The sequence below is a fragment of the Streptomyces sp. NBC_00669 genome, assembly GCF_036226785.1.
In the GTDB taxonomy this organism is placed as follows: Bacteria; Actinomycetota; Actinomycetes; order Streptomycetales; family Streptomycetaceae; genus Actinacidiphila.
This window is the reverse complement of record NZ_CP109018.1, coordinates 1530856-1553778: the sequence shown is the minus strand read 5'-3', so window position 1 is coordinate 1553778 and position 22923 is coordinate 1530856. Positions and strand designations below refer to the sequence as shown.

General features: G+C 73.1%; 18 protein-coding genes and 1 pseudogene. 8 read left to right on the top strand and 11 right to left on the bottom strand.

Annotated elements, in window-relative coordinates; genetic code table 11:
• Positions 1-335: 335 nt before the first annotated feature.
• The 3 genes and pseudogenes from OG896_RS06205 to OG896_RS06195 form a co-directional block, all read right to left on the bottom strand.
• Positions 336-837: pseudogene (locus tag OG896_RS06205) on the bottom strand (hypothetical protein); the annotation flags it as partial.
• A 517-nt stretch (positions 838-1354) separates the two neighbouring features.
• Positions 1355-2389: a zinc-binding dehydrogenase gene (locus OG896_RS06200; RefSeq protein ID WP_329363167.1), complete on the bottom strand. Its 1035-nt coding sequence runs from the start codon at positions 2387-2389 to the stop codon at positions 1355-1357.
• Positions 2390-2403: 14 nt separating this feature from the next.
• Positions 2404-3651 carry an alpha/beta hydrolase gene (locus OG896_RS06195; protein WP_329363165.1) on the bottom strand — a complete coding sequence of 416 codons (1248 nt, stop codon included), beginning with the start codon at positions 3649-3651 and terminating at the stop codon, positions 2404-2406.
• Between the two features lie 229 nt (positions 3652-3880).
• On the opposite strand from OG896_RS06195, the gene OG896_RS06190 reads away from it, so the two are divergent.
• Positions 3881-4528 carry a TetR/AcrR family transcriptional regulator gene (locus OG896_RS06190; RefSeq protein WP_329363163.1) on the top strand — a complete coding sequence of 216 codons (648 nt, stop codon included), beginning with the start codon at positions 3881-3883 and terminating at the stop codon, positions 4526-4528.
• Between the two features lie 357 nt (positions 4529-4885).
• Here OG896_RS06190 and OG896_RS06185 read toward each other — a convergent pair whose 3' ends face one another.
• The 5 genes from OG896_RS06185 to OG896_RS06165 all read right to left on the bottom strand — a co-directional run bounded on the left by OG896_RS06185 (position 4886) and on the right by OG896_RS06165 (position 10200).
• Positions 4886-6352 (bottom strand): FG-GAP repeat protein, encoded by a 1467-nt coding sequence (locus tag OG896_RS06185; RefSeq protein ID WP_329363161.1) that lies wholly within the window; start codon positions 6350-6352, stop codon positions 4886-4888.
• A 649-nt stretch (positions 6353-7001) separates the two neighbouring features.
• Complete coding sequence (locus OG896_RS06180) at positions 7002-7874, bottom strand: SCO6745 family protein (protein WP_329363159.1); 873 nt, start codon at positions 7872-7874, stop codon at positions 7002-7004.
• Between the two features lie 99 nt (positions 7875-7973).
• A complete protein-coding gene (locus OG896_RS06175; protein ID WP_329363157.1) occupies positions 7974-8864 on the bottom strand; it encodes a fumarylacetoacetate hydrolase family protein in 891 nt (296 codons plus the stop codon).
• Positions 8861-9085 (bottom strand): hypothetical protein, encoded by a 225-nt coding sequence (locus OG896_RS06170; RefSeq protein ID WP_329363155.1) that lies wholly within the window; start codon positions 9083-9085, stop codon positions 8861-8863. The genes OG896_RS06175 and OG896_RS06170 overlap by 4 nt, the downstream gene beginning before the upstream one ends.
• Positions 9082-10200 carry an epoxide hydrolase family protein gene (locus tag OG896_RS06165; RefSeq protein WP_329363153.1) on the bottom strand — a complete coding sequence of 373 codons (1119 nt, stop codon included), beginning with the start codon at positions 10198-10200 and terminating at the stop codon, positions 9082-9084. Before OG896_RS06165 ends, OG896_RS06170 begins: the two co-directional genes overlap by 4 nt.
• 85 nt (positions 10201-10285) lie before the next feature.
• Here OG896_RS06165 and OG896_RS06160 point away from each other — a divergent pair, with 85 nt between their 5' ends.
• On the top strand, positions 10286-11212 hold the full coding sequence (locus tag OG896_RS06160) for a LysR family transcriptional regulator (protein WP_329363152.1): 927 nt from the start codon (positions 10286-10288) through the stop codon (positions 11210-11212).
• A gap of 209 nt (positions 11213-11421) precedes the next feature.
• Here the strand turns inward: OG896_RS06160 and OG896_RS06155 are convergent, their stop codons facing one another.
• Complete coding sequence (locus OG896_RS06155) at positions 11422-12261, bottom strand: SDR family oxidoreductase (RefSeq protein ID WP_329363150.1); 840 nt, start codon at positions 12259-12261, stop codon at positions 11422-11424.
• Positions 12262-12353: 92 nt separating this feature from the next.
• Here OG896_RS06155 and OG896_RS06150 point away from each other — a divergent pair, with 92 nt between their 5' ends.
• From OG896_RS06150 to OG896_RS06125, 6 genes are all read left to right on the top strand, one after another.
• Positions 12354-12740, top strand: coding sequence for a winged helix-turn-helix transcriptional regulator (locus OG896_RS06150; protein ID WP_329363148.1), 387 nt, complete (start codon positions 12354-12356; stop codon positions 12738-12740).
• 499 nt (positions 12741-13239) lie between these two features.
• Complete coding sequence (locus OG896_RS06145; RefSeq protein ID WP_329363147.1) at positions 13240-13983, top strand: DUF4232 domain-containing protein; 744 nt, start codon at positions 13240-13242, stop codon at positions 13981-13983.
• Between the two features lie 55 nt (positions 13984-14038).
• On the top strand, positions 14039-14536 hold the full coding sequence (locus tag OG896_RS06140) for a CU044_2847 family protein (RefSeq protein ID WP_329363145.1): 498 nt from the start codon (positions 14039-14041) through the stop codon (positions 14534-14536).
• A 57-nt stretch (positions 14537-14593) separates the two neighbouring features.
• Entirely contained in the window at positions 14594-16702 is a 2109-nt protein-coding gene (locus tag OG896_RS06135) for a VMAP-C domain-containing protein (protein WP_329363143.1), read from the top strand.
• A gap of 6 nt (positions 16703-16708) precedes the next feature.
• Complete coding sequence (locus tag OG896_RS06130) at positions 16709-17656, top strand: AAA family ATPase (protein ID WP_329363141.1); 948 nt, start codon at positions 16709-16711, stop codon at positions 17654-17656.
• Between the two features lie 7 nt (positions 17657-17663).
• On the top strand, positions 17664-21179 hold the full coding sequence (locus OG896_RS06125) for an SAV_2336 N-terminal domain-related protein (RefSeq protein WP_329363140.1): 3516 nt from the start codon (positions 17664-17666) through the stop codon (positions 21177-21179).
• Between the two features lie 7 nt (positions 21180-21186).
• Here the strand turns inward: OG896_RS06125 and OG896_RS06120 are convergent, their stop codons facing one another.
• Entirely contained in the window at positions 21187-21468 is a 282-nt protein-coding gene (locus tag OG896_RS06120; protein ID WP_329363139.1) for a hypothetical protein, read from the bottom strand.
• Between the two features lie 80 nt (positions 21469-21548).
• A complete protein-coding gene (locus tag OG896_RS06115; protein WP_329363137.1) occupies positions 21549-22853 on the bottom strand; it encodes a cation:proton antiporter domain-containing protein in 1305 nt (434 codons plus the stop codon).
• Positions 22854-22923 lie beyond the last annotated feature (70 nt).

Genomic DNA, 22923 nt, shown 5'->3' with positions numbered 1-22923 from the left:
GGCACCCGAGGATGTGACCGTCGGTCTTTCACCGTAGCCATGATCGTTGTCGCTGGCGTGGCGAACTCGGGATTCCGGACGGACGTCCCCACCGAACCCACGCGGGTGACAAGGGGAACGAGCGAGGCGTCGTGGTTCCGGCAGCGCGCCCGGTGTCGCCGGCTGCCGACGTGGTGTATCTCGCGAAGGACCGCCTGCACGTGGTCTAGGAGTACGGATGCCGGGGCACCCCGTGCAGGACGTGCCCGGTTGCCGTGCGGCTGCGAAAGCGAGGGGAGGCGACCGACTCGCCTCACCGACGATGCGGAATCCCATGAGGAGGACGGCTCCCCCGCCTGAAGCCACCTGTCGAGAGCGGTGAGGTCAGCATCGGTGATGCTGTGGCGGGGGTCGACGCGGTGGAGGAATGTTCGAGCGGGGTGACGTGCTTCGATCCAGGCACGGTCGTTGTCGGTGATCTCGTCGTCGAGCCAGGAGAAGGGGCGGCCAGCGGACCGGTTGAGAAGGGCACGAGCCTTCCAGTGGAGGCCGGCCAATGCGGGCCTCGTCGGACGGCTCCGGCCACGTGACCACGGGGAGTTGCGGAGGCCCCAGGGGCGCCGGAGTTACTCGTTGGCCTCGGCCTCCCACGTGGTGGCCCACACCAGCGCGCACTGAAGAGCCAGCAGGTTGGGGCCGAACCTCGGGTCGACCCTGCCCAGCAGCGGATTCGCTCCGGTTTCCTGTGGCACGTACGTCGGACAACCGTCCGGGTACTGCTCCCGCGTCTCCCCCGAACGGGATGAGCGGTCCGTCCACGTCAAGGAAGAGGAGAAGACGCGTGCGGGAAACGATCACACCTGCACGGTAGGGGCAACACGGGGAGACCCGGAAGCAGACCGACGGCCGCCAGCCCGAACCGGGCCGCGCCGCTGGCACCACCCCGAACGTCGAAGGGCCCCACCTTGCAGTGGGGCCCTTCGACGTCGTGCCCGGTGAGGCACTGGCGGAGGATACGAGATTCGAACTCGTGAGGGGTTGCCCCCAACACGCTTTCCAACTCTTCGTCCGTGGGTTCAGAAGCGTTCGTGGGCATCCTGACCCGCGATGGAAGGGGCGCACGGCCGTGGGCCGGGCCGTGCTGAACGCCGGTGAACGGGGCGAGATCACGTAGCCGGTTTCGCGGGTGACCTTCCCGCCGGCTTCGGTGCACCCGCGCGGCCTCAGCCAAGTGCGGGAAGTCCAGGCCCAGTCGATGACGGTCAACGCGCGCACCGTGCGGGTCGTTCGTCGGCCGTCACCGCGATCGCGCCGGATGGGCTCGGCGCGTGCCGTCGCCCGGGCGGCGCGCGCAGCGTCTCCAACAGTGCTCGTTCTAGCGACCGGGGCGGCTGAGGGCCTGCGCGTCGGCCGGGGAGTCGGCGGCTGTTGCGGCGGGGACGAGGACGATCTTGCCCACCGCGCGGCGGCCCTCCAGATCGGCGTGGGCGTCAGCGGCGCGATCGAGCGGGTAGCGCTTGACCAGTGGTTCGAGTCCGCCGTCGGCGGCCGCCTGGATCGCGCGGGCCTGCAGTTCCCTCATGGTGCCGGCGCGTCGCAGCAACTGGGGGCCGATCGCCCAGATCACGGTGCTCGCGTGCCCGATGATGTCGTCGGTGGTGAGCTGGGTGGCCGTGCCCGATGACCAGCCGTGCAGGAGGAACTTCCCCCCGGGGCCGAGAAGGTCGAACGCCTGGCGGCCGGTGGTCCCTCCGACGCCGTCGAACACGATGCCGATCTCTTTGCCGCTGAGGGCATCGTGGACCGCGTGCGGCCAGTCCGGGTCACGGTAGTCGGCGGCAATGTCGGCACCAAGTGACATGGCCTGCCGCGCCTTCTCCGGGCCGCCGGCCACGCCGACGACGGTGACGCCCTGGCGGTGCAGCGCCTGGATGAGCAGGGCTCCGACGCCGCCGGCCGCCGACGTGACCAGCGCGACGTCCCCGGGCTCGGCCTCGGCGACGTCGAGGAGTCCGAGCGCGGTCGAGCCGGTGGTGATCATCGCCACCGCGGTGTCCGCTGCCATCCGGTCGGGGATGCGGTGCAGAGCCTCGACTGCGGCCACCGCCTGCTCGGCGTAGCCGCCGTGGGCATCAAGGGTGCCGACCACCGGGCGGCCCAACCAGCTCTCGTCTACGCCCGGGCCCAGCGCGCCCACGACGCCGGCGACCTCGCCGCCCAGCACGACGGGCAGCGCGGGGGCGGGATGAGGTCCGATTCCGCGGCCCGACCGCAGCCTCGTCTCGATGACGTGGACGCCGCTGGCCCGGACGTCTATGCGGACCTGCCCCTCGCCGGGGGACGGTGGGGTGATCTGCTCGTACCGGAGGTTCTCGGCGGGCCCGTACTCGTGGAGCCTGACTGCGTACATGGGTGTTGCGCCTTTCAGGAGGAGCCGGCCGGCTTCCGGGCGTGCGGGCCGGTCGCGGTGGCGGCATCGGCGGTGGCGGTGTGCGGGGTGGGGCCCGGCGACCTGGGCGAGGACAGGACCCAGCCGGCGAAGGCTTCGGCGCCGTCCACGATCGCCTCGGAGCGCGGCGAGTGGTAGAGGTCCATCACGTGCTGTCCGCCGGGCAGTTCGGCGAGGACCACGGCGTTGTGCGATACGTCGCGCAGCCGGCCGACGAAGCTCCGGGCGCCCTCGACGGTGCCCAGCGGGTCCCTGGTGCCGTGGACGACCAGGAACGGCGGCGCGCCGGCGTTGAGGTACCGGTAGGGCTGCTCCTGCGGCGGCGTCTCGTCGGGCTGCTCGCCGAAGAAGTGGCCGTAGTAGCCGTAGAAGCAGATCGCTGCGCTCACCGAGGTGTCGGCGTCCTCGAAGCCGGGCTGGAACGCCGGGTCGTTCGGGGTGAGCGCGCAATGAGCCGCCATGTTGGCGCCGGCCGAGCCGCCCGCCACGAACACCCTCGACGGATCGGCGCCGTACCCGGAGCCGTACTCGCGGACCCAGGCGATGACCTTCTTGGCGTCGATCTGCTGGCCGGGGAAGGTGGTCTGGGGCCGCAGCCGGTAGTTGGCGCTGATGCACACCCATCCCTGTCCGGCGAGCCGGTGCAGCAGGGGACGCCCCTCGCGGCTCTTCGCGCCGCTGGAGTAGTGGCCGCCGTGGAAGTAGATCAGGACCGGAGCGTCGTCCGGAGCGTCGCGGCGGCGGTAGAGGTCGAGCAGATTGCGACGCCCGGCGTCCCCGTAGCGGATGTTGGCGATCCGCTGCACGCCGCGCGGTCGCAGGAGGCCCGGTGGTGGCAGCAGCAGGATGCGGGCCCAGGCCCGGTGGCGGCGCGGCGGCGCCTGCACGTGCTCCCGCCAGCCGGCCCCCAGCCCTTCCCGGAGGGCCTGCCCGACGGCCCGGTCCGACCGCACGCCGCGCCACGCGGCGACGGCCAGCCCGACGACGGTGGCGGCGGCCACCCCGACCACCGCCCGGGCGCCCGTCGACCCCAGGTCACCCTGGGCCGCGGCGAGTGCGGTGGAGGCCACGAGGGCGTATATGGCCACGAACGGCAACTCGTTGGGGAGCAGACCGAAGACGAAGCTCATGCTCGCCACCGGGCCGGGCCGACGCGGGGAGACAACGGCGAAGAAGGTGCACCAGGCGATGAGCGCCACGGTGATCAGATAGCCGACGGGCACGAAACCTCCAAGGACGTGGACCCTGACCGAAGATCGCAGCCACATGCGTGTGAACGGAGGGGCGCTGGTGTGACCTGGTCGAGAGCGGCTGTTCCGGCGGTCACGCCGTCCTCCTTGGTCCGGCTCGATGCACGGATAAGACGATACGTTTCGTCTCGCCGGAGCATGGCCGAGGAACCGACGCAGTGTCAAGACGAGACGTTCCGTCTCGTTCGTCTATGCTGAGGGCATGCCCAAGGAGCCGGACGCGGCGCGCCGCAGCGAGCGCAGTCGCCAGGCGATCCTCGCCGCCACTGAGGAGATCTGCCGGGAGAACGGCTACGGGCGGCTGACCATCGAGGCAATCGCCACGCGTGCCGGAGTGGGCAAGATGACCATCTACCGGTGGTGGCCGTCCAGAGGTGCCATTGTGCTGGACCTCCTCGACCAGACCGCGAACGTCGCAGCCGACCCGCCGGACAGCGGCGACCTGGCCGCCGACCTGCACGCCCTGCTTGCCGAGGTCATCAGCATCCTCACCCCGCCGTTCACCTCACCCGCCACCGGACTGATCGCCGAGGCACTGCAGGACGCCGACCTCGCCAACGACCTCCGCGAACGCCTGATCCGGCCGCGCATCGCCACGTTCAAACAACGCATCCGCCGCGCGCAGGACGCAGGCGAACTCCCGGCGGACGCGGACCTCGACGTGGCACTGGACCTGCTGTACGGCCCGCTCTACCACCGCATGGCCCTCCACCTCGGCATGCCGGACCCCGACTACCTCGACACCCTCATCGCCCACGTCCTGCGCGCCCTGGCAAGCACGAACGCGGGACCGCCGCCGGCTCGTGGCCGCCGAGGCGGTCCGGCGCAAGCAACGCCTGGGCTCCGCTAGGAAGCGGCGCTCGCATGGTTCTACCCGGCGACGACGCCTGACCCGGCCACCCGGAGCCGCCCAGCGCCACCAGGGCACCTATGCAACGCCGTTGGCCCCCCGCTGCGAGCAGCGGGGCGGGGGCGGGGGCCAACGATGTCGTGCCCGGTGAGGCGCCGGCGGGGGATGCGGGATTCGAACTCGTGAGGGGTTGGCCCCGACGCGCTTTCCAAGCGCGCGCCCGACACGGTCACGGCATCCGGCGGGGTGACACGTGCGAGGGACGGCCCGCCCGCCCGGCCGCGCTGCCGCCAGGGATGCCCCCGCCCCCGCACACCCCCTTCCACCCGCCGGGACGGGCCGGGACGGGGCGGGCGGTCAGCCGAGGGTGCTGCCGAAGGCGGACCCGGTGACGGGTGTGTGCATGGTCGCCGCGCCGAAGTTGGCGGGGTGACTGCCGGTCAGGCCGGCCGCGGTGCCGTGCAGGACCCACACCGCGCCGTTCCCGGCGTTCTCGCTCGGGTCGCCGGCGGCTGCCTGGGCGCGGTCGGTGCCGGTGGCGGCGAGGACGGCGACGGTCCGGCCGAACCGGTCGTGTGCCTCCGCGGCGCCCGGTACGCCCGCGGAGTCCTGGCTGAACGCCTGCGAGCCGGTGCCGGTCAGACCCTGGGCCGAGCCCTTGAACAGGAGGAAGTCGCCGGCGTCGGTGACGCCGTCGAGGTCCTCGCCCGGCGCGCCGGCCACCACGTCCGCGTAGCCGTCGCCGTTGACGTCGCCGACCGCGACGTCCGCGCCGAGCGCGTCGGCGGGTTCCGCGACGCCGGGCACGCCTGCGCTGTCCTGGTTGAGCCAGACCGGCGCGACGGTGGTGCTCTCGCCGTCGGGCCCGCCGTAGGCCACCCCGATCGCACCGCCCTTGGACGGGATCAGCGAGTCGGTGTAGTAGCCCTCGTGGGTGTGGCCGATGACCACGTCGCCGTAGCCGTCGCCGTTGAGGTCGCCGATGGCCACGGAGTCGCCCTCCAGCCAGTGGCCCTTGGCGTCCACGAGGTTGCTCCGGTAGGCGAGGCCGCCGACGCTGTCGCCGGTGTGCGAGCCGCCGAGGAAGAGCGGGGCCTGCCCGTCGTCCAGGGTCTCCACGTCCCTGCCGATCACGGCCAGGTCGCTGACGCCGTCCCCGTTGACGTCACCCGCGGCCAGGTCGTCCGTGATGATCCCGGCGTTGCCCATCGCCTCCCAGGTCACGATGGTGCCGTGGTGGTCCGGGCGCCCGTCCGTGCCGACGCCGGAGAGGACTTGGATGTCGGTGCCGGTGAGATACGCGATGTCGACGCCGCCATCCCCGTCGAAGTCGCCGGCCGCGAGGGTCTGACCCGTATGCCGGCCGGCGACGGCGCCGGTGTCGACCGCGGTCCCGCCGGCCAGGCCCTTCGTGCCGCCCCACAGCACGGTGACCATGCCGGCGTCGACCGCGCTGCCGACGTCCTCGCCGGGGGCGCCCACCAGCAGATCCGTGTATCCGTCCCGATTCAGGTCCACCGGGAGGACCTTGGCGCCGAAGTGGTCGCCCGCCTCGGCTCCTCCGGGCACGCCCGCGGTGTTCTGGCTGAAGCTCGCGTGCGTGGCGGCGTCGAGGCCACCGGTGGCGCCGTAGACCACCGAGACGTATCCGGCGCCGGCGCCCCCGCCGACCGTGCCGCCGGGGGCGCCGACCGCCAGGTCGGCGTGGCCGTCGCCGTTGAAGTCCACCACCGGGGGGACCCGGGTGCTCGGGGCGGACGCGTGGGCCGCGGTGCCGGGGGCGACGACGGCGCTCACCACGGCGACCGCGGCCGCCAGCGTCATCGAGTGGACACGGAAACGTCCGGGTCTGGACAAACGTCTGGGTCTGGACATACGCACTCCCCTTCAGCCTGACGGCCTCCGGAGACCCCGGATCGCCCGCCGCCCCGTCAGACCGGCCACCGCCGCGAACGGTTGTACGCCCCCGCGCCCGCCCGCCTCCCGCCCCGCCGCCCGCCCGCCTTCCGCCCCGCCTCCCGTCCGGTTGGCCCCGAGCGCTGGGCGTACGGCCGTGTGACGTGCGGAGCGCGGCGCGGTGCGGCTGCGGCGCGGGTTCCGTTCCGGCGGGGGCCTTGCCGGCGCCGGCCAACGGGCCGGGTGCTGGGCCGTCAGCCGGGGTGTGACCGAGATACGCGCCAAAGAGGCAACGGGATGATCGTGAAGCCCTGATCCGCTCGGATCTACGTGCGGCGACGTGCAGCGGGGTCGCGTTCGGCGAATTGCCGAGCGACCGAGTCCACGCCGGGCCGTGCGTATCGCTCCAGAGAGCGGACCGGGGCGTGGCGGGAGCGGGCCAGCAGTCGGGTGTTCTCCGCGAAGACCTCCTCAGCGCGGCGGTGGGAGAGCCGGGCCCGGCCGGTCTCCGGGCACACGTCGAGCGTCGGTGTTCCGGCCGCGCCTTGCGGTCGGTGCGGTTGCACGAGAACGGGGCCTACCTGGCGGCCTCCGGATCGGCGGACTGCGTGTCTCCCCTCTCCACGCGGAAGGGGTATGTCCTGGCTGCGGTGAACGCGTCGTGGATCGGCATGATGAGCGAGGTGAGACGACGGATGTCGGCGTCGCCGATCGGCGTCCACAGCGCCGCGCAGTGCTCGTCGGTCTCGACCTCGATCTGCTCGCGCGCCGCGATGCCGGCATCGGTAGCGGTGCCGTCGGCGTTGAGCCAGCCGCGAGCTACGAGGCGTGTTGTCGCCGCGGCCACCTCCTCGTCCTCCCACAGCCGGGTGGCGCGCGCGATCGCTTCCGGGAAGTGACCTGTCGCGGTTTGCAGAACGTTGCAGTCACACGGCCCGAGGTCGTTGGCGGCGAGCACGGTGACATGCGCGTCGCCGCGCCACTCGCGCAGCACCGTGATCTGCTGCCATAGCGCGACGAGCGGATCGGCTGGGAGGGGGACCGAGGCGTTGGCGGCAGCCATCGTCTTCCCGGCGTAGTCGGCGCTCGCGACGACCGGGGCGATCAGCGATCGTGCCTCGGCGATCTGATCGGCGGTGAGGCTCACGTCGACGCGCCGCAACGCACGATCGACGGCTGCGAAGCGGGCGGCCTGCCACTCCTCTGGCGTCGCCGTGTCCCACACGCCTGCCATGACCCGCACCGACCGCGGGCTGAAGTTGTAGAAGGCCGCGAGTGTGACCTGCCATGGGACCGCGCCCATCGGGGCTGACCGGAACGCGAAGTACGCCGGTGCGTACTCGGTTACGCCCAGCTTGGCGGCCTCTTCCGGTGCCTCGGGGATGAAGTAGACGAACAGGTGGGTCGCGTTGATGGTGAGGCTGACCTCGCGGACGGCGTTCAGATCCATGTCAGCGCGAGCGAAGGTGCTGGCGAGACGCATCTCGGTGGTCTCCCGACAAGTGGAAGGGGCAAGATCGTTTGTGGTGCGTCCGGTTCGTCCGGTACGTCAGGACGGCTCTGGCGCGGTGATCCGTGCGGAGATCGCGCCGAGCTCCTGCACTTCGATCCGGACCGTGTCTCCCGGTGCCAGGTAGCGGCGGCGGCCGGACAACTCCTGGATGCAGCCGGTGCCCACGGGGCCGCTGGCGAGGATGTCACCGGCTCGCAGCGAGGTACCGCGCGACGCGTGCGCCAGCATCTCGCCGAACGACCAGTGGATCTCGTCCCAGCTGCCGCCGCCGTAATGCTCATCGTTGACGTACCCGTCCATCCGCAGGGCATAGCCTTTGCCCGAGCGGTAGGGCTCCAGTTCGTCGGGGGTGACGAGGAACGGGCCGAGACTGGTCGAGGCGTCCTTGCTCTTGGACGGGCCGTACACGAACCCCATCTCGCTCGCGGAGATATCGCGTGCGCTCCAGTCGCAGTAGACCAGGTAGCCGGCTATGTGATTCTCCGCGGTGGCGGCGTCAAGGTTCGAGCAGTCCCCGGCGATCACCGCGGCGACCTCGACCTCGTAGTCCCACAACTGAGCGCCCGGGGCGATGGGGACCTCGTCGTGCGGTCCCTTGATCGCCGCCGGGTTGGAGAAGTAGAAGAGCGGATACTCGTACCAGACCGGGCTGACCCTGCCGTCGCCGACGGCTGCCTTACCCGCGTTGCTGATGTGACGTTCGAACGCGGCGAAGTCCCGGATCGCCGGGGGCACCGGTATCGGCGGCAGCAGGTCGGCCGTAGCCAACTCGACGATCTCAGACGGTTCTCTGGTTGCCGCGGCCTCCAGCCCGCCTTCGGCGCGCAGCAGCGTCAACAGGCCCGAGCCCACGGCGTGGATCTTGTTGTCGTGCACCACGCCGCAGCGCGTGGAGCCGTCGGCGGAGCGGTAGCTGACCCACTTCATCGGGCAAGCACCTCCCGGGTGTGGTCGTCGAGCCGCCGCGCGTCGGCGAGGGAGGATGCCTGAGGGTCCAGGGGGACGGCGCTTCCCTCGCGCACGGCGCCGGGCTCGGCCTTGGCCTTGTCCGTCCCGACGACCACGACCTGGTCCCCACGCCCGAGGTGGATACGGGCGAGGCCGCGCCCGATGCCGTCCGTGCCTCCGGTGATCACGACCGTCTTCATGCGGCCACCGTCCGCGCGAACTTGACGATCTCCTCGACGAACAGCCCAGGCTGCTCCAGGGCGGCGAAGTGGCCGCCCGCGGGGATGTCGTCGTTGAAGTAGCGCAGGTCGTGATAGGCGCGCTCGGCCCAGACGCGCGGGGTACGCGTCAGTTCGTCCGGGAAGACGCTGACCCCAACGGGAAGGTCCAGCTCGGTCAGCGCGAGCGGCTGCCGGGCGTACTCCCAGTACAGGCGGGCGGAGGAAGCGGCGGTGCCGGTGAACCAGTACAGGGAGATGTGGTCGAGGATCTCGTCGGGGGTGAGGGCGTCGGGCCGGGCCCAGTCGAGGAACTTCTCGTAGATCCAGGCGGCCTGCCCGGCCGGGGAGTCGGTCAGGGCGTAGCCGATGGTCTGCGGCCGGGTGCGCTGCACGACGTGGTATCCGGAATGGACGGCGAAGAAGCGGCTGCCCTGGTCGAGTGCGGCCTTCTCCTCGGGGGTCGGGGCGTCGCCGACCGGTGGTGCGGCGAGGAACTCAGGGAAGTTGACGTGGATCGCACGCAGGCCCGTCAGGCGCTGCGCCCCCATGCGGGTCGCGACGACACCGCCCCAGTCGCCGCCCTGGGCCAGGTAGGAGTCATAACCGAGGCGCCACATGAGCACGCCGTACGCGCGGGCGATCCGGTCCGGGTCCCAGCCTGTCGAGGCGGGTTGGTCGGAGAAGCCGTAGCCGGGCATCGAGGGGACGACGAGGTGGAAGCCGTGCTCGGTGAGCGGGCCGACGGTCTTGAGGAACTCCAGGAACGAGCCCGGCCATCCGTGCAGCAGCAACAGGGGGGTGGCGTCGGGGCGGGGTGAGCGTACGTGCATGAAGTGGAGGCCGAGACCGTCGACGGTTGTGCGGAACTGGCCCAGCTCGTTGAGCCGCCGCTCCAGATCGCGCCAGTCGTACCCGGTGGCCCAGTACTCCAGCAACCCCTCAAGGCGCTCCCGCTGCACCCCCTGGCTGCTGTCCGGCGCTGTCTCCCGGCCGGCAAGGCGTACCCGGTGGAGCCGGTCCTTCAGATCCTCCAGGGCACTGTCCGGAATGTCGATACGAAACGGTGTCACGCGGTCCGATGTCATGGTCACCACGGTGCGGCCGCGACGAGCGCGCAGTCCAATGATTGTTCCGACACATGTCATACGGACTGCGTATAAGGCCAGCTAGAGTGGGGTGGTGTCCGAACGCTTCCCCGCACCCGTGGACCTCGACCTCCGGCTGGTGCAGTGCTTCACGGTGGTCGCCGAGTACCAGCACTTCGGCCGTGCCGCCGAAGCGCTGCACACCACCCAGCCGTCGCTGAGCCGGCAGATCCGCCGCCTCGAACAGCAAGTGGGCGTCCGCCTGCTCGACCGCACCACGCGCGGCACCCGGCTCAGCGAGGCCGGCGAGGTCTTCCTGCCCCGGGCCCAGGGGGTGCTGCGCGCCGCGGTCGAGGCGATGGCCCGCACCCGGGCCGCGGCCCGGCCCAGCAGCATCACCATCGGCTACACCAAGGGGCTGGTCATCACTGCGGCCGTGCGCGCCCTGCTCGACCGCAATCCCGATGCCGAGGTCCACACCCGCCTGCTCGCCTGGAACGACTCGCGCGGCGCGCTGCTGGAGCACCGCGTCGACGCGGTGGTGACGCGCCTGCCGTTCCCCACCGACCAGCTGCGCGTCACCGTCCTCTACGACGAACCGCGGGTACTGGTCGTGCCCCGGGACCACCGTCTGGCCGGCAAGGAGTCGGTCACCCTCGGCGACATCGCCGACGAGCCGATCCCCCACGTACGCCAGTCCGACCCGTTGCTGAACGCCTACTGGCGGCTCGATCCCCGGCCCGACGGGCGGCCCGCGCCCGACGGCCCCCTGGTCGAAGCCCTTGAGGACAAACACGAACTCATCGCCGCCGGGCAGGCCGTGGCCATCGGGCCGCCCCTCGACCACGCGACCGGCCTGCATCCCAGCCTCACCACCGTCCCGTTGCACGGGGTCGAACCGAGCCAGGTCGTACTCGCCACGCGCACCGGCGACCGCAGCCGTCTGGTCACCGCTTTCCGCAAGCATGCCGAAGCTCTGCTGACCGGAACCCACCGTGCAGGACCGACCCGCACGACATGATCAGCGGCAGCTCCGCCCGCATACGCAAGTGATCATGGCCCGTGCCTGGTCCGCCGCCACAGCGTCCCGACGAGATCGGGGATCTCCTCCTTGGACGTCCCGCGCACCACTCCGTCTGCTGGGAGGGCCGGTAGACCCGCGGCCGGGGGTCGCCGGGGGTCGCCGTGGGTCGCCGTGCACGAAGGGCGGTTCGGCGCCGCCGACCGGGCTCAGCGGAACGCGTCGACGTGGCGGGCGGCCCAGTCGGCGAAGGGGCGCGGGGCGCGGCCGAGCACCCGCTCGACGTCCGGGCTGACGCGCAGCTCGGCCGGGCTCGGGGAACCGAGGATGTCCAGCGTGTCGTCGGCGAGTTCGGCCGGCATGCTCCGGGCCATGGCGGCCTTGGCCTCGTCGCGGGTGAGTTCGTGGAACCGTACCGGCGAGCCGAGCGCGGCGGCGATGGCCTCGGTCTGCCGGCGCGGGGTGATCACCTCCGGGCCGGTCAACTCGTAGACGCCGCCGGCGTGCCGGTCCTCCAGCAGGCAGGCCGCCGCGACCGCGGCGATGTCCGCCGGGTCGATGATCGGTACCCCGATGTCGCCGAAGGGCGCGGCGACGACCTGCCCGGTGCGGACGGAATCGGCCCACCACAGCGCGTTGGAGGCGAAGCCGCCCGGCCGCAGGATCGCCCACTCCAGCCCGGACTCCCGCAGCGTGTCCTCCAGCGCGCGCATCGCGACCCGGGTGGGGCCGGAGGGCCTGGTCACCACGCCCTGCGTGGAGAGCAGCACGACCCGGCGGACCCCGGCGGCCGCGGCTTCGCCGATGATGTCGGCGGGTTGGGCTCCGCCGGCGTGCAGGTCGCCGGAGAGCAGCAGGAACAGTGCCTTCGCGCCGTCCAGCGCGGGCTTGAGGCCGGCCGGCTCGGCGAGGTCGGCCACCACGTGGCGGACGCCGTCCGGCACCGCCGCCGCGTGCCGTGACACCGCCGTCACCTGCCGGCCCGCCTGGGCCAGTTCCCGCGTCAACGGCCTGCCGATGTTGCCGGTGGCCCCGGTCACCACGATCATTTCGAGCTCCTTGTCGGATGTCCTGTGTGGCCTTCACGCTAGGAGCCTGGGCTAACTTTTGGTAAGGACATACCTTGAGGTAAGCTCAATACATGGCGGGAGGCGCGCAGTTCAGGCAGGCCGGGGCGGGGAAGCCGTATGACGTGTTTCACACCGACTGCCCCGCGCGCGACATGGTCGACCACGTGACCAGCAGGTGGGGCATCTGGGTGCTGATCTCCTTGCGGAGCAACGCCCTTCGGTTCTACGAGCTGCGCGAGAGCATCCAGGGCATCAGCGAGAAGATGCTCGCCCAGACGCTGCGCGTGCTGGTCCGGGACGGCCTGGTCTGGCGGGAGGTCGAGCCGACGACGCCGCCCCAGGTCACCTACGGGCTCACCGAGTTCGGCCGTGACGTCGGCGAGCCGCTGACGGAGCTGTTCGACCGGATCACCCGGCGGCTGTCGGCCGACGGCGCGGACTGGCAGCCGCACTCGTAGCCGTAGCCGTAGCCGTAGCCGTAGCCGTAGCCGTAGCCGCAGCGCTCGTCGCCCGGCGCGGGGGTGGTGCGCTTCGCCCGGCGGGCATTCCGCGTCGTCGAGGTCAAGATTCGTCAGGTCACGGGTCTGTCCCAGCGGGGGCGGCCGCGGGCAGGTGCGGAACTCCGGCCGGGAACCGCCGACTCGGGCCGTCGACGGCCGCGTGCCGGAGCGTCGCGGCACACAGCGTGCGGACAGGTTTTCCGCGCCGGACGGGGGCGGGGGAGGGGTGCGGGAGGGGCGGCGCGGGCGGGATGTCGCCGGTGGTGGCGCGTGGGGCGCCCGGGATGGGTGTGTAACAGGGGTGTCCTAGCCGGCAGTTGGGTGGAACGGCCGGCCGGGCCGGCCGAGTCCTGGTGATCAGGAACGCTCGCTCGTACCGACTCGTACGGACTCGCACCGGTCCGTATCGACTCGTACCGGGCAACCGGAGCCTCCAACCGACACCGAGGAAGAAAAGATGCGCGTCCACAAGCTCACCTTCGCCGCCGTGATCGTCGCCGCGGGACTCTCGCTCACCGCCTGCAACAACGACGACAGCTCGGCGCACAGTGACCCGACGTCCTCGTCCACGGTGACGTCCACGGGCGGCGGTTCGGACTCGGACGGCTCGGGCTCGGGCGGTTCCGACCAGACCGCGACGGGCTCCGGCGGGCAGAGCACGGCCACCGGCACGTCGTCCTCGGGCGGCGGCTCGGGCTCGGGCGGTTCGGGCAAGGCCACGACCGGCTCCGGCGGGCAGAGCACGTCCGGCGGGTCCGGGTCCGACGCGAGCGGCAAGGTCGGCAAGTGCCGCACCGGCGACCTGAAGATCACGGCGACGGACACCTTCATCGACGGCGACGCGGCCGGCAGCGTCGCGGTGGGGCTGAAGAACGACAGCGGCCGGACCTGCACGCTCGCCGGGTTCGCCGGCGTCGACCTGACGACCAACGTGGGGACGGTGTCCGCGAAGCGCGTCGGTGCGCCGGCCACCACGATGAGCCTCAAGAACGGGCAGGAGGTGGACTTCAACGTCAACTACCCGCTCAACAAGACGGGCGGCACCGGGGCCCGGATCACCGGGCTGCGGGTGACCGCGCCTGACGACACGAAGTCGGTCACCCTGCGCTGGCCGGGCCAGGCCTCGCTGCCCACCGGCACGGACAGCGGTGGCCACGGCGTGGAGGTCGGCCCGATCGGCAGCGCCGGCCAGGGCGGCTGACCGCTTGCGCGCCGGTTCCGGAGCGCGGCGGTGCGGCGAGCGGCACAATGGGGGAGTGCCTGACTTCGCCGAACTCCGCCTCGCCGACGACTCCTTGGTCCGGGTGGAGCTTGCCCCGGTCGGGCAGCCCCCTTCGGGCGAGGGGGAGCCGGACGACCTGCCCGACGGTTTCAGCGCTCCCGTCCCGGTCGGACGGGGGGCCGGCGCCGCCAGGCTGGCCGCCGGCACGCTGCGAGGGGTGCTGCGGCCGATCGGGTTGGTGCTCCAGGAAGTCCAGGACAGCCTGAGTGCGCTGGACCACCCTCCGCAGGAGGTGAGCGTCGAACTCGGCGTCCAGATCGGGCAGGACCTCAAGCTGGGCATCGTCGGAGCGAACGGTCAGGCGAGTATGAAGGTGTGCGCCACGTGGCGGCCGGTCCCGGCCCCCGCCGCCGTGCCCGCGGCCGTACCCGGACCCGCGCCCGCACCCGGACCTGTGCCCGCACCCGCTTCCGCCCCCGCCGCGTCCGGAGCGGAGACCCCGCCCGCGGCGCCCGGCCCGGGGGCGCGGTAGCCCATGGGGTGGTTCGGGCCGCCCGTGGACGGTGGCGGCGGGCACGGTCGGGAAGCGGTGATCACGGTCCTCGCCGCGAAGAGCGGGCGGACCGCGGGCGCCGCCGTGCAGATGTCGGGCCGCTGGCTGCTGACGTGCGCGCACGTGGTCAACGAAGCCCTGGGCCTGCCGCTGGAGTCCGTGGCCGAACCCGCGGACGCGTGGGTCGACGTGGCGTTCGCCGCGCTGCCCGGGACGGGGCGGCGGCGGGCACGGGTACGGCACTGGATACCGCGGCGTGCCGCGGAGCCCGGCGCGTTGGGCTGGCTCGCGGACCTCGCGGTGCTGGAACTGCGGGATGACCCGCCCTCGGGAGCCCGGCCGCCCGCCTGGCGGAACATGGTGGCGGGGCAGCACCTGGTGGCCTGGTACGGCACCGGTCAGGAGTACAGCTACGCCAAGGTGGACGTCGGCTCCTGCGACGGCCCGCTCGGCTACCTCGACGGCACCCTGGCGGGCGCGGCCCTCGGCCCCGGCTACAGCGGCGGCCCGCTGTGCCTGCCGGACGGGACCGCCGTCGGCCTGGTGGTGGCGCACCTTCCGGCGCCCGCGGGACCGTTCTCGCCGGGCGACGTCATCCGCCGGGGCATCGCGATCCCGTGGCAGGCCGTACGCGCCGAACTGGCCGCGGCCGGAGTGCCCGATCGCGTGATGAGCGCGCTGACCGCGGCGCCGCCGGCACCGTACGGCCACCTGGTGGCGCGCATGGCGCAGCCGCTGGCCGTCCTGCTGGGCGACCCCGTGCTCCGCGCCGACCGCGCCGGCCAACTCGCCGAACTCCACGGGCTGGACCGCCCGCGAGACGGATCGGCGCCCGCCTACCAGGAACTGGCCGCCTTCCTGCTGCGGCACCCCCGAGGCACCGCCGACTTCGCGGAGATCCACGCGCCGACCCTGACCACGCGGGCCGGGCGGGCCGCGCTGGACGAACTGGTCGGCCTCGCCCACGGCGAAGGGGCCGCACTGCTGCTGTCGGCCGGCGAGCACCACGAACTGCTGGAACACCTCGGCGGGCGCTGCGACGCGGATCGGACGCTGCTGCCCCGCGCCACGCAGGGAGCCCTGCCGTACGCGCGCCTGCCCGCGGTCCTGCGCGCCTCCCGGCTGCCGTCCGGTGCACTCGACGAGGCCGTCCGGGCGCTGGAGTCCTTCGGCGGGGACAGCGCCCGCGTCCCGTACGACACGCCCCGGGTCCCGGCGCTGCTGCGCGTGGTCGAGTACGTGGCGGCGCTCCATACGAACGGCGCGGACCTGCCGGCGCTGCGCGCCTGGAACGACCGGGTCGCGCGCCGGCTGGGCATCCCCGGCGCGGCGCTGGCCGAACGCCGGCAGGACGCCGCCGAGTGGGCGGCCCGGCAGCGTGAAGGGCACCAGCGGACCGTCGTGGTGGAACTGGACCGGCGCGAGGGCGACCCGGACCACCACTTCCGCTGCGCGCTGTGGCGGACCCGGGCGGACGGCACCCCGGCGCGGGTGGAGACCGGCCCCGACCGGGCCCTGCCCGCCGCGGTGATCGCCCGGCTCGTCCGGCAGGCGGCGGACGGCGGCGAGGGCGACACGGCACTGGTCGAGGTCTGGGTGGACGACGCGCAGCTCCAGTTGCCCGTGGACGAGTGGGACGGCGCCGACCCCGGCGACGGCCTGGCCGCACCGCTGGGGGAGGAGCACCACGTGGTGCTGCGCTGCAAGGCCGTACGCCGCAACGCCTCGGCGCTCGCCCGCCGTTGGGCCGACCGCGCGCTCGCCGAACCCCTGGTGGTCGACGGGCGCGCCACCGACCCGAAGTCGGCGATCGTCCGGCTGAAGCAGGACCGGGACTGCGGACGGGTGGTGATCCACGGCCCCCGCGGCCACCGCGACACGGTGCTGCGCGCCTGCCTGGTACTGGGCGTGCCGGTGGTGCTGTGGGACCGGAACGCGGACGGGTACGACCACGCGCCGAGGCTCGATCCGGTCGGCCCCGCCGGGCCGCTCGACGGCCTGCACGAAAGGGTGCGGCGCTTCCGGGTCGACGCCTACGCGGACCCGGCGAAGTACCCGGCCCGTCCCGCGCTCGTCTGGGAGGACCCGGAGCGGCAACTGCCCGACGGGCTCTGGCTCGCCGACCCCGAAGGCACCGAGGCGTGAGGACCGATGACCGACATCCATGACCACGACTGGCAACTGTTCAAGGGCGACGGGCAGGCCCGGCGGCCGGACCTGCCGACCGCCCCGCCCTGGCGCCGGTTCAGCGGCGAGCAGGGTGCGCGCGGCCGGCCGTACCTGATCGGCGCGCGGGAGACGCACATCGTCAACGCGGCGCTCCACCTGCGCCGCCCGCTGCTGGTCACCGGCCATCCGGGCAGCGGCAAGTCCTCGCTGGCGCACGCCCTCGCCCATGAACTCGGCCTGGGGCGCGTGCTGCGCTGGCCGATCAACAGCCGCTCCACCCTTCAGGACGCGCTCTACCGCTACGACGCGATCGGACGGCTGAGGGAGACCACGCTGAGCCGCGACCGGGGCGAGGCGGAGCCGGGCATCGGCACGTACATACGGCTGGGGCCGCTCGGGACGGCACTCGCCCACCGGGGACGGCCACGCGTCCTGCTCGTCGACGAGCTCGACAAGGGGGACGTGGACCTCCCCAACGACCTGCTGGCCGCCTTCGAGGACGGCGAGTTCGAGATCCCGGAACTGGCCCGGCTGCCCGAGGAGCAGTCCGCCGTGGACGTGCTGACCGAGGACAACGGCGAGCACGTGCGGGTCGAACGGGGACGTGCGTTCTGCCGCGAGTTCCCCGTGGTGGTCATCACCAGCAACGGTGAGCGCGACTTCCCGCCCGCGTTCCTGCGCCGCTGCGTACGGCTGGACCTGCCCGAGCCGGACCGCGACCGGCTCCGGGACATCGTCGCCGCCCACCTCGGTGCGGAGGGACTGGCCCAGGCCGAGGACCTGCTGGAGGTCTTCGAGAACCGCCGGGTGGCGGGCGAACTGGCCACCGACCAGCTGCTGAACGCGGTCTTCCTGCGCGTCGGCGGCGTGGACACCGACGCGGACGGCCTCCTGGACGCGGTGCTCCACCGCCTGGGCCGGACGGTGTGACGGCCCGGTGGAGCGGCTGCTGAGCGTCCTCGACACCTGCGGAGTCACCCTGGACCCGGAGGAGTTGCTGGACGTCCTGTGGCTGGCCAGCCGGGTGCCGCGCGGCGCAGGTGCCCCGCTGGCCGAGGCGGTGGGCGCGGTCCCGGCACCGGCCGTGCAGCCGGAGCAGGCGGCGGCGGACCCCGAGGCGGCGGACTCCCCGGCGCCCGTTCCGGAGCCGGCGACCGTGCCGGTGCACGCCGGCGGCCGGCGGCCCGACGCCGAGGCGACCGCGCCCGGGACCCGGGCCCTGCCGGTCGGCCTGCCCGGGGAGCGGGCGCTGGGCGCCGGCACGCTCCCGCTGGGACGAGCCCTCAGGCCGCTGCGGGTCAGCCGGCCGGCCGCGCGCCGCACCGAGCTGGACGAGCCGGCGACGGCCGCCGCGTACGCGGAGACCGGGCTGCCCGACGTGGTGCTGCGGCCCGCGCGGGAGCGCGGGCTGGACCTGGTGCTCGTGGTGGACGACGGCCTGTCGATGCTCCTGTGGCGTCGGCTCGGCGCCGAACTGCGCATGCTGCTGGAGCGCCTGGGGGCGTTCCGCGCCGTGCGCGTCCACGGCCTGGGCAGCCGGGGCGCCGACGCGCCGTACCTGTCGTCCCGTCCCTTCACGCCGGGCGCCCGGCTGCCGGCCGCGGTGGCCGCCGACCCGTCGGGGCGCAGCCTCGTCCTGGTCGTGAGCGACGGGGTCGGCGAGGCGTGGCGGGACGGCCGGATGCGCGGCGTCCTCGACCATTGGGCGGGAGTGGGGCCGACAGCCGTGATGCACGTGCTGCCGCCGCGCCTGTGGCAGGGCTCCGGCATCCGCGCGGACCCGTGGCGGGTGACGTCCCGTCAGGCCGCCGCCGCCAACGGGACGTGGACCGTCGACGATCCGCTCCTGCCGCCCGGCACCGTGGACTTCGACGACGTGCCGGTGCCGGTGCTCCGGCCCGAGCCGGCGTCGGTCGCCGCGTGGGCACGGCTGGTCGGCTCCGGCGGCGCCACGGCGGTCCTGCCGCTGCTGGCACCGCAGTACGCCCCGCAGCGGCGGAACCCGGCGCCCACCCGGAGCACCGATCCCGCCGAGGCGGTACTCCGCTTCCGGGACGCCGCGTCGTCCGAGGCGTACCGCCTCGCCGCCCACCTGGCCGTGGTGGGCACGGTCTCGGTGCCGGTCATGCGGCTGATCCAGCAGGCCGTGCCGTGGACGTGCGAGACGGCGCACCTCGTGGAGGTCTTCCTCGGCGGGCTCATGCGCCCGGTCGCCGACGGGCAGCCACCGCACCGGCAGAGCTTCCGCTTCGACCCGGCCGCCCGGCAGATCCTCCTCGACACCGTGCCCACCGCCGAACTCGCCGCCACCAGCCGTGCGGTGGCCGAACAGCTCGCCGCCCTCGACCCGCGACCCGACCGGTTCCCCGCGTGGCTGCCGCATCCTGGCGGCAGCGCGCGGCTGTCCGCCGGCGCGCGCCCGTTCACCGCACTCGGCCCGGGCCTGCTGCGGACGATGGGCGCGAGCCTCCCGGACGCGCGGGAACCCGAAGGAGAGGCGGCCGGACCCGGCGGGCCGGAGGCGCCGGTGCCCTCACGGCTCGACCCGGCCCCCACCGTGGGGGCCCCTGCCGCGAGCGGTGACTGGGAGGAGCTGCGGGCCCAGGATCTGCGGCAGTTGGGGCCGTACCGGCTGCTGCGGCGCAACGACCGGGGCAGCTTCGCGGTGAACTACCTGGGCCGGGACGTCCGGGGCGGGTCGGCCCTGGTCCGCGTGCCGCGTACCCCGGAAGTCGCCCTCGCCCGCGAACTCATGTCCGTCGAGACCGAGGCACTGCGACGGATGAACGGGCGGTACGCCCCCCGCATCCTCGCCCAGGGGATCGACGAGCGGCCACCGTGGCTGGCGACCGAGCTGATCACCGACGACGCCATGGACCCCGCGCCCTCGCTCACCGCGCTGGTCGCCGCCGAGGGCCCCATGGGGGGCGGCCGGCGCTTCCGGACCCTCGGCTGGCATCTGGCGGAGGCGCTGAGCATCTGTCACCTCAAGGGCATGGTGCACCTGGGCCTGAACCCGAGGTCGATCACCGTCGCGCGGGGCACGGCGTACATCACCAGCTGGGCACGCACGCAGATCGACGGCCGGCCGCCCGGACCGCTGTCCGCGCATCGCGGGCCGCCCCGGTACCGTGCCCCCGAATTCGGCGACCTGGGCACGGTGTACGGCTCCGCGACCGACGTCTACGTGCTCGGACTCCTGCTGAAGGAGGTGTGCGCCGGCCGGGCGCTGCGCCAGTTCCAGGGCCGTGTCGCGATCGATCTCGTCGAGATGGCGAGCCTGCCCCAGGAGCTGCGCCGGATGCTGGACCGCTGCGTCCACGAGGACCCGCGGGAACGGCCCACCGCCCGCGCGCTCGCCGACGCCTTCGCGGCATCCCTGGAGGCTCATCCCGCGCCGGCGGGGTGGGGGCGCCCCGAGCCGGCCCTGTCCCCCCTCGGCGGCGCCGCGCCGCTGGGTCGTACGGCGGCGGTGGAGCTGTCCTCCGACCGGCTGCTGCGCGACCAGCCGAGGCCGAGACCCGGTGCCAACACGCAGCCGTCCCGGTTCAGGATCGGCGGCAGGAAGGAGCAGGAGGCGGAGCGGAGGCGGAAGCTGGAGCTGATCCGCACTCCGGTGCTGGCGTGTTGTCGGATCGCGGTCATCAGCTTGAAGGGTGGTGTCGGCAAGACGACGACCACCGTCGGGCTGGGTGCCACGCTCGCCAGTGAGCGGCAGGACAAGGTCCTGGCGTTCGACGCCAACCCGGACGGGGGCACGCTGGGGCGCCGGGTGCGCCGGGAGACCGGTGCGACGACCAGCGACCTGGTCCAGGCCATCCCGTACCTCACCAGCTACATGGACATCCGGCGGTTCACCTCGCAGGCGCCGTCCGGTCTGGAGGTCCTCGCCAACGACGTGGACCCGGCGGTCTCGTCGGCGTTGAACGACGAGGACTACCGCCGGGTCATGGGCGTGCTGGGCCGCCAGTACCCGTTGGTTCTCACCGACTCGGGCACCGGGCTGCTCTACAGCGCGATGCGCGGGGTGCTGGACCTGGCCGACCAGCTGATCGTCGTCTCGACGCCGTCCGTGGACGGCGCCTCCAGCGCCAGCACCACCCTCGACTGGCTGTCCGCCCACGGCTACGCCGAACTCGTCGCCCGCAGCATCACCGTCATCTCCGGGGTGCGCGAGACCGGCAAGATGATCAGGGTCGACGACATCGTGGCGCACTTCCGGACCCGCTGCCGCGGAGTCCAGGTCGTCCCCTTCGACGAACACCTCGCCACCGGCGCCGAGATCGACCTCGACAGGTTGCGACCCAAGACCCGCGAGGCGTACTTCGACCTCTCCGCGATGGTCGCCGAGGACTTCGTACGGGCGCAGCAGGACCACGACCAGCGACCGGCGGGCCCCCCGAACCCGCCCCCGGACGACGGCACTCCGCGGACGGGCGGGACCGACACCTGAGGATCGGTCAGGCGAACCATCCGTGCCAGCGGGCATGCGGGGGACGGCACCCCGCCGCGGCAGCGGCCTGCCGATAGGCGCGGTCCGCCAACCGCTGGTCCGTCCGGACCTTCCCGTTGTCGCTGGACGAGTCGGGCCCGCCGACAGAGGTGTACGGGCCGGAGAAGATGACGACACCGCAGCGCGGGCGCACGGACTGCGTGGCGTACCACCCCACCGTCGTGACGGCCACGACGGCGCAGACGCCGAGGACGAGCAGGCGGGGACGGCGCGCAAGGGACCGGATCACTCGCGGATCGTACCCGGCACCAGCTGACCGGAGGTCAGCGGCAGCCGGTCACGGTTCGCCGGGCACGTCCCGGGCGGCGGTCACCGCTCGCTCCTTTCCAACGGCTCGGCGGGCTCGGTCGGCTCGGCGGTGACGGCCTCGTCCGCGCGGGCGTAGGGCAGGTGCGGGACGAAGGGGCCGGCCATCGCCGTGGTCACCAGCGCCATGATGACCATCATCGTGAACATGCGGCCGTCCAGCACACCCATGGTGACGCCCGCGTTGAGGACGATCAGCTCGGTCAGACCGCGGGTGTTCATCAGGAACCCGACCGTGCGGGACTCCCGCCAGGAAAGGCCCGACAGGCGGGCCGCGCCGGTCCCGCCGAGCAGCTTCCCGAGGCTGGCGACCCCGCAGATGGCCAGCAGTTCGAGCACTCCGCCGCCCCCGAGCCGGGTGACGTCGACAGCGAGGCCGGTGCTGACGAAGAACACCGGCAGGAGCAGCGCGGTCACGTGCTCCATCGGTATCCGGACCCGCAGTTGCAGGGAGCGGTGCGCCTCGCGCGGCATGATCAGGCCGAAGGAGAACGCCCCGAAGATGGCGTCGAGGCCGATCTGGTTGGTGACGTAGCCGGCGAGGAACGCGCCGCTGGCGAACACGCCGAGGAGGAGCGGGGAGACGTCGCCGTTGCGGGTGGCGCGGACGACCAGCAGCCTGACCAGCGGCCGGACGGCAACGACCAGCACCACGACGTACAGCGCGGAGTACCCGACGATGCCGAGGAGCTTCCCGGGGCCGTCCGACACCGCGACGGCGGAGACGACGGCGAGCATGCACCACGCGAGGACGTCGCCGATCGCCGCACTGCCCAGAGCGAGCACGCCCGCCCTGGTCATCTGCAGACGGTGTTCGAGGATGATCCGGGCCAGTACCGGGAACGCGGTGATGGCCATGGCCGTGCCCACGAAGAGCACGAAGGCCGACTCGCCGACACGGTGGCCGGCGACTTCGGCGTGGTCGTGGAACAGCCATGTCGCCAGCAGCAGTCCGGTGACGAACGGCAGCGTGATGGACGCGAGCGAGAGGCCGAGTACGGCGTTCTTGCTGCGCCGGATCTCCGCGGCGTTCATCTGCCAGCCGACGAGGAACATGAACAGCAGGATGCCCACCTGGGCGATGGCTGCCAGGTCCGGTCGTACGGCCGGGGGGAACAGCCGGTGCGGCAGGTTCCCGGGCAGCAGCCCGAGCAGGCTCGGGCCCAGGGCGATGCCGGTGATGATCTCGGCGATCACCTGGGGCTGCCGGAGCCGCCGGAAGAGCGGGGTCAGGGCGGCACTGACGAGCAGGACCACCGAGACGTCGGCCATGGCCTCGGCCAGGAGTTGGGTCGGGTTCTGAGCCACTGGTTACCTCGCGGGGTCGTCGGATCGAGGGAGGCGTGGGAACGTCCGCGGTGTGCACGGCGGGCACGTG

Bases quoted from the DNA above. Each gene is read 5' to 3' on its own strand.
- OG896_RS06185 (WP_329363161.1), bottom strand. From the start codon at position 6,352: ATGACGCTGGCGGCCGCGGTCGCCGTGGTGAGCGCCGTCGTCGCCCCC.
- OG896_RS06190 (WP_329363163.1), top strand. From the start codon at position 3,881: ATGCCCAAGGAGCCGGACGCGGCGCGCCGCAGCGAGCGCAGTCGCCAG.
- OG896_RS06175 (WP_329363157.1), bottom strand. From the start codon at position 8,864: ATGAAGTGGGTCAGCTACCGCTCCGCCGACGGCTCCACGCGCTGCGGC.
- OG896_RS06150 (WP_329363148.1), top strand. From the start codon at position 12,354: ATGGCGGGAGGCGCGCAGTTCAGGCAGGCCGGGGCGGGGAAGCCGTAT.
- OG896_RS06155 (WP_329363150.1), bottom strand. From the start codon at position 12,261: ATGATCGTGGTGACCGGGGCCACCGGCAACATCGGCAGGCCGTTGACG.
- OG896_RS06130 (WP_329363141.1), top strand. From the start codon at position 16,709: ATGACCGACATCCATGACCACGACTGGCAACTGTTCAAGGGCGACGGG.
- OG896_RS06180 (WP_329363159.1), bottom strand. From the start codon at position 7,874: ATGGATCTGAACGCCGTCCGCGAGGTCAGCCTCACCATCAACGCGACC.
- OG896_RS06200 (WP_329363167.1), bottom strand. From the start codon at position 2,389: ATGTACGCAGTCAGGCTCCACGAGTACGGGCCCGCCGAGAACCTCCGG.
- OG896_RS06170 (WP_329363155.1), bottom strand. From the start codon at position 9,085: ATGAAGACGGTCGTGATCACCGGAGGCACGGACGGCATCGGGCGCGGC.
- OG896_RS06145 (WP_329363147.1), top strand. From the start codon at position 13,240: ATGCGCGTCCACAAGCTCACCTTCGCCGCCGTGATCGTCGCCGCGGGA.